Origin of the sequence: Microbacterium sp. H6 (genome assembly GCF_003314775.1) — a bacterium.
GTDB classification, from domain to species: domain Bacteria; phylum Actinomycetota; class Actinomycetes; order Actinomycetales; family Microbacteriaceae; genus Microbacterium; species Microbacterium oxydans.
In genome coordinates this window covers 11,101-17,532 of record NZ_QOAY01000303.1, presented here as the reverse complement: position 1 = coordinate 17,532, position 6,432 = coordinate 11,101, and the positions used below count along the sequence as shown (strand labels likewise).

Here is a 6,432-nt window from a genome sequence, read left to right as displayed (position 1 = left end):
GGAGCCGGTAGGCGAGCTGGATGACGACGAACAGCGGCACGGCCATCCCGAGGAAGCCGACCACGAACATCACCGCCGTGGCGATCCACTGCGTCGTGAGGACGCCGGTGAAGCCCACCTGGTCGAACCAGAGGAATTCCGTGTAGAGGGAGGCGAACACGAAGAAGACCGCGATCAGTGCGGCGATGATCACCAGTGAGATGCCGAGGATACGTCGGGACGTTCGAGGCGTGGCCGGATTCGGAGCTGAGGGCGAGGAGGTCACCCCTCCATCCTAGGCATCGCTCACTGTGGGCAGGCTGTCATCCCGGTCACGGGGCGGTCACGGCGTGGTCGCAGCAGCTTCCGCGCTCACCGGTCGGCGACGTCGCACGTCGGGAGCGCAGCGACGTCTCCGTCGTCGGCGATCACCTGCAGGGCGGCCAGCGACTCGTCGAGGGTCGCGGTGCGGATCACCTGAAGCCCGTCGGGCACATGACCCACGACCTCGTCGCAGTTGTCGGCCGGCGCGAGGAAGTACTCCGCTCCGGCATCTCTGGCGCCGTAGAGCTTCTGCCGGATGCCGCCGATCGGGCCGACGGTGCCGGCCGCATCGATCGTTCCGGTACCGGCGATGTCCTTGCCGCCGTTGAGTTCGCCCTCGGTGAGCGTGTCGATGATGCCGAGTGCGAACATCATCCCGGCGCTCGGCCCGCCGACGTTGTCGAGCTGGATCGTCACGTCGATCTCGAAGTCGTAGTCGGTGCGGAGGGTGATGCCGATGAGCCAGGCGGTCTTGTCCCCCTCGGTGTGCTCCTCCGGGGTGACCTCGACGGTCTGCTCGGCGCCGTCGCGCACCACGGTGAGCTGCACCGGGGCTCCTCCCGCCGCCTGGATCGCCTCTCTCAGCTGGGTGGCCGAGGTGAGGGCCGTGCCGTCGATCGCGGTGATCACGTCGTCGGCTTCCAGGACGCCGTCGGCCGGCGAGTCCGCGACGGCATCGACCACCACGACCTGCGCGCCGGTGTCATAGCCGAGCTCGTTCAGCGCTGCCGCCGTCGCCTCGTGCTGGGAGTCGACCATCAGTGTGGCGTTGCGCTCATCGCGCTGTTCGGTGGTCACGCCCTGGGGGAACACGGAATCGAGCGGGACGACCGCCTTCGACGAGTCCATCCAGGCCAGAGCGAGCTCGAACCAGCTCGGAGTCCGCTCACGGTTGCCGACGACCTGCACCGTGGTCAGATCGAGGGTGCCGGCGGTCTCGAACGTCTCCGCGCCTTCGACGCTGATGAGCGGCACCTGCTCGCCGTCCGCGCCCTTCGCGGTGCCGAGCGTGTCGTACACCGGCCCCGGCCGCTGGATCACATAGGGCGACGGAAGGAAGGTGAGCAGGACCAGCGCGAGGAGCGCGACGATCAGCGCCCAGACTCCGAGTCCGAGCTTCCCAGACCGCGTTCGATCCACTGCATTCCTCCGTCGTTCGCGAGCGGCGTACACCGATCTGCCCGCATCGGGTTCGCGCGCAGAAACCTGTGACTAGCGTAGATGCCACGGCAACAGAACTGCTGAGAGGGCGAGTGACATGGCAGACAACGACCCGACACCCGAGGACTTCCAGGAGTTCCTGCGGAAGATGCTCTCGAACCAGGGCGGCGGGGACATCGACCCCGAAGCGCTCAGGGGCGCGTTCGAGGGGATGGACGGATTCACCCTCGACCCGGCGATGATGCAGACCATCATGTCGCAGCTCCAGGGCGCCTTCGGCGGTGATCCGTGGGAGAACGCCCTGCGCCAGGCCCTGTTCATCGCCAATCGCGACGGGCAGGGAGTGACCGACGGTTCCCGCACCTCGCTCGCCGATTCCTTCGCGCTCGCGAACCTGTGGCTCGGCGAGGCGACGACGATCTCCGAGCTCTCCGAGGCTCCGACGGCGATGACCAGGGGCGAGTGGGTCGAGAAGACGCTCCCGGTGTGGAAGGAGATCGCCGACCCGGTGTCGACGAGCATCGCCGACGCCCTGACCTCGGCGTTGGACACGCAGGTGCCCGAGGACATGCGCGGCGTCGTGCAGGGAGCGGGGAAGCTCATGCGGGGCCTGGGCGGCTCGGTGTTCGCCGCGCAGTTCGGGCAGGTTCTGGGAAACCTCTCGCTCGAGGTCGTCTCCGGTGGCGACGTGGGAATCCCCGTGCTCCCTGCGGGGACCGCGGCCATCATCCCGCAGAACCTCACGGCGTTCGGGGAGGGGCTCGAGATCCCGGAAGACCAGATCGCGCTGTACCTCGCCACCCGCGAACTCGCCTACGCGCGGCTCTACCGGCACGCGAAATGGCTGCACCTGCACGTGATGGCGCAGATCACCGACTTCGCACGGGGAGTCACCGTGGACGTCGACGCTCTGGAAGACGTGGCCAGTCGCCTCGACCCCTCCGATCCCGAAGAGCTTCGCGCGGCCATCGAGGGCGGCGCGCTCCTCCCCGTGCAGAGCGAGGCGCAGCGCGAAGCCCTGACCCGTCTCGAGAACCTCATCGCGACGATCGACGGCTGGGTGGACGTGGTGACCGCCGAGGCGACCTCCCGTCTGCCGGACGGCGCCCGTATCGCGGAGGCCGCTCGACGCCGTCGTGCCGTGGGCGGACCGGCCGAGGACGCGCTCGGCGCGCTGGTCGGGCTCAAGCTCCGCCCCCGTCGGATGCGCGAGGCATCCGCGATGTGGCAGGCGGTGACGGATGCTGTCGGCATCAGCGGCCGCGACTCGCTGTGGGACTACCCGGACCTCATGCCGACCGCCGAAGACATCGACGACCCGAGCGGGCTCGTGGCTCGCCTCCAGGCCGCAGAGCGCGGCGAGCAGCCCGTCGCCGACGAGTTCGATGAAGCACTGGCCCGCCTGCTCGACGGCGACGACTTCTCGCAGGACAGGCCCGCGGACCAGAACTCCGCGGATTCGGACGGAGACGACGACGCAGCGCCGGAGGGCGACCGACCGGTCTGAGCACGACGGGTGCGGCCGAGGGAGCTCCCTCGACCGCACCCGTCCTCCCCCGTCTGGCGGATACGGAGGAGTTCTCCACCGATGCCCGCAGACGGCCCCGCACCGCCCGGTTCCTCTCCACAATCGGAGAGATGCCGTTGACTCCTCCGCTCCTCACCCGCCTGGACCCGGGCTCTCCGCTGCTCTGGCGAGATGAGCGCACGCTCCAGCTCGGCGACGATGACGGTCCCCGCTTCGACGCCGCGGAGCCCTGGGTGGAGCGGTTGCTCAGCCGGCTGCGCTCCGGGTTCCGCCGCGGCTCCTTCGACGTGATCGCCCATGCGGCCGGCGCACCGCGGGAGGCGGCACGGATGCTTCTCGCTCGACTCGACGCGCTCCTGGTCGACGACCCCGCGCCCGCCCGATCGGCCTGGGTGGAGAGCATCGGCCTCTCGGACGGCCGCGGCGAGTATCGCATGCGGGAAGCGCTGACGGACGAAGGAATCACCCTGGTCGAGATCGGTCGGCGACCCGGTGTCGGTGTCGTGCTCGTGAACGGAGCGACCGCCGCGCTGCAGTTCGCCCGCTTTCTGCGCGAGGACACCGCGCACCTGCCCGTGTCGTTCGAGCCGGGCAGGGTCACCGTCGGGCCGCTCGTGGTTCCCGGCGCATCGGCGTGCCTCGCATGTCGCGACGCCCATGCCCGAGACCTCGAGCCGGCCTGGCCGCTGCTGCACGCACAGATGATCGGCCGAGACTCCGGTCCGATCAGGGCTGCGCAGGTCGCCGAGGCCGGGCGACTCGCGGCTGTGCTTCTCGCCGACGACGCCACGGCCATCGGACGCACGGTGCGGGTCAGCGCTGACGGCTCGCTCGCGTGGCGTTCGGTGACGTTTCACGAAGAATGCCGGTGCCGCGGCCCGTGGTTCCCATCTCGGCGAGGAACCGAGACGGTGCGCGCTCTCCCCGACCCGCCGATCTCGACCATGACAGCGCCAGCGTCCGCGCGGCGCGCGTGACACCGACGTACGCCAGGCGGCGCTCCTCGTCGACCGCCTCGAACGTCGTCGCGTAGGAGATGGGCAGCGACCCCTCCGCCCACCCGGCCAGGTAGACGTGCGGCCACTCCAGGCCCTTGGCCGCGTGCAGAGTCGACAGGGTGACCGTGCGCATCGTCGGCTCGTGCTGATCCTTCGCCCGCGCCATCAGGGCGTCGCTGAAACTGCGCAGGTCCGAGTCGGGACCGGCTTCTTCCGCGAGCCGCAGAATCGCTCGCCGGGCCTCCCACCCGTCCCGTTGCGCTCCTCCGGCAGCGGGCGGCTGTTCCGTGAGTCCGAGCTCGCGGAGCACGCGCTCCACTCCGGCGAGGAAACCCTGCTCAGTCGGGGCGACGGCCGCAGCGCGAAGGGCGAGGATCGCCTGGCGGACCTCCGGCATCGAGAAGAACCTCGTCCCCCCGAGGACCGTGGTCGCGATGCCCTCGGCGGCGAGCGCCTGCTGCAGCACGGCGGACTGGGCATGAGCGCGATAGAGCACTGCGATCTCGTCGGGAGAGGTGCCGGCTTCGATACGGGCGGAGATGCCGGCGGCGATCCCCGCAGCCTCCTCGCCCTCGGTGTCGTACGCGGTGATCGTGGGCGCGTCCGCAGTGAACTGCTCGCGCGCGGGTACGAGTTCGAGCGCGCCGGGACGACCCCGCATCAGCGCATTCGCCGCGGTGAGGATCGGCGGCTGCGAGCGGTAGTTGGTCTCCAGTCGCACCACCGTGGCGTCGGGGTAACGGCGCTCGAACTCGAGGAGGAACCGCTGCTCGGCCCCGGCGAACGAGTAGATCGTCTGGCTGGCGTCACCCACGACGCAGATGTCGTGCCGGTCCCCGAGCCACAGCTCGAGCAGACGGTTCTGCAACGGAGACACGTCCTGGAACTCGTCGACCGTGAAGTGACGGTACTGCTCATGGACGGACGCGGCCACGCGCGGCTCGGCCTCGAGCATGCCGGCACAGGCCAGGAGCACGTCTTCGAAGTCGAGCTGACGGCGGTCGTCCTTGAGCGCCTCGTACCCGCGCATCAGCTCGACCAGCTGCGTCGCGTCGACCCCGGAGACCGGCCGACCCAGCGCGGCGTACTGGTCGATCGAGAGCATCGAGACCTTGCGCCACTCGATCTCCGAGGCGATGTCCCGCAGCGTCGCGGTGCTGGGCCGGAGGCGGATCGCATCGGCAGCCTGCCCGAGCATCCGCACCTTGTTGTCGATGATCGACGGCGCGGGCGAGCCGGCCAGAGTGGGCCAGAAGAAGTTCAGCTGCGCGAGTGCCGTCGCGTGGAAGGTGCGAGCGGCGACGCCCTCGACGCCGAGCGCGCGCAGCCGTCCGCGGAGCTCCCCCGCAGCCTTCGCCGTGAAGGTCACGGCCATCACACGCGACGGCGAGTAGGCCCCCGTGTCGACACCGTGGGCGATGCGGTGGGTGATCACCCTGGTCTTGCCTGTTCCGGCTCCCGCGAGCACGACGACGGGACCTCGCAGCACGGATGCCGCCGCCCGCTGCCGCTCATCGAGGGCATCGAGTGCGCTCACGCCTTGTCCTCGTACCAGTCGACGATCAGCGCCCGAGCGATCGATGCCGGTCCTGGAAGCCCGACCGGTCCGTCTCCGGCGAGCGCGGATCCGATCTCGGCACGTGTGAACCAGCGGACCTCGATGATCTCCTCGCCGTCGGCGCGCGCGGTCGTCTCGTCGTCGACGACGGCGCGGAAGCCGACCATGAGCGACCGCGGGAACGGCCAGGGCTGCGAGGAGACGTATCGGAGGGCGGACAGACGCACACCCGACTCCTCCTCGATCTCACGGTAGGCGGTGGATTCGAGGGACTCCCCCGCTTCCGTGAACCCCGCGAAACAGGAGAACATCCGCCCGCCCCAGTTCGCGTTGGCGCCCAGCAGCAGGCGCTGGCCGTCCCTGCTCTCGACGGCGACGATCACGGCGGGGTCGGTGCGGGGGAAGTGCTGCCGTCCGCAAACGAGACAGCGCCGGGACCAGCCCGCCTGTCGGAGCTCGGTCTCCCCTCCGCACGTGGGGCAGAACGCCGCGTCCTGAAGCCAGCCGGCAAGCGCGATCGCGCTGATGAGCAGCTCGGATTCCTGGCCGTCGATGCGACCACCCAGATCGCGCAGTCCCAGCCAGATCTCGTCCGGCGCCGTGTCGAGAGCATCGTTCTCCGGCGGGGCGGCCGCGAGGAGCAGCAGGGTGCCGTCGAGATCGCGCCCCAGAAGCGCCCAGCTCGCCTCCACGACGGCATCGGGTGCGACGCGCACGAGTGCGGAGTCGACGACTCTGACACGACCTTCACGGACCACGATGACGCGCGTCGCCGGGTCGTCGCGGAGACGGGCGAGCACATCCGGTTCTTCTCGGAGTTCGGCCGCACGGTCGAGGGACGGGCGCTGAATGGTCATCGACTCCCTCTTTCACGGGCGTGGCGG

5 protein-coding genes are annotated in these 6,432 nt (G+C 69.9%); 1 reads left to right on the top strand and 4 read right to left on the bottom strand.

From position 1 onward, the window contains the following. Both DSP71_RS24390 and DSP71_RS19760 read right to left on the bottom strand, forming a co-directional pair. A partial coding sequence (locus tag DSP71_RS24390; RefSeq protein ID WP_258546569.1) for a UPF0182 family protein occupies positions 1 to 265 on the bottom strand: 265 nt, incomplete at its 3' end. A gap of 86 nt (positions 266 to 351) precedes the next feature. After that, positions 352 to 1,443 (bottom strand): PDZ domain-containing protein, encoded by a 1,092-nt coding sequence (locus DSP71_RS19760; RefSeq protein ID WP_082108744.1) that lies wholly within the window; start codon positions 1,441 to 1,443, stop codon positions 352 to 354. 118 nt (positions 1,444 to 1,561) lie between these two features. Between DSP71_RS19760 and DSP71_RS19755 the strand changes: the two genes are divergently transcribed. After that, positions 1,562 to 2,971: a zinc-dependent metalloprotease gene (locus tag DSP71_RS19755; RefSeq protein WP_046749545.1), complete on the top strand. Its 1,410-nt coding sequence runs from the start codon at positions 1,562 to 1,564 to the stop codon at positions 2,969 to 2,971. An 834-nt stretch (positions 2,972 to 3,805) separates the two neighbouring features. On the opposite strand, the gene DSP71_RS19750 is transcribed toward DSP71_RS19755, so the two are convergent. Together DSP71_RS19750 and nudC are read right to left on the bottom strand one after the other, a co-directional pair. After that, the gene (locus DSP71_RS19750; protein ID WP_113681867.1) at positions 3,806 to 5,527 is read right to left on the bottom strand and encodes an ATP-dependent helicase; all 1,722 of its coding nucleotides are present in this window, start codon (positions 5,525 to 5,527) and stop codon (positions 3,806 to 3,808) included. Next, positions 5,524 to 6,405, bottom strand: coding sequence for an NAD(+) diphosphatase (gene nudC / locus DSP71_RS19745; protein WP_061016601.1), 882 nt, complete (start codon positions 6,403 to 6,405; stop codon positions 5,524 to 5,526). Before nudC ends, DSP71_RS19750 begins: the two co-directional genes overlap by 4 nt. Between the last annotated feature and the right edge of the window lie 27 nt (positions 6,406 to 6,432).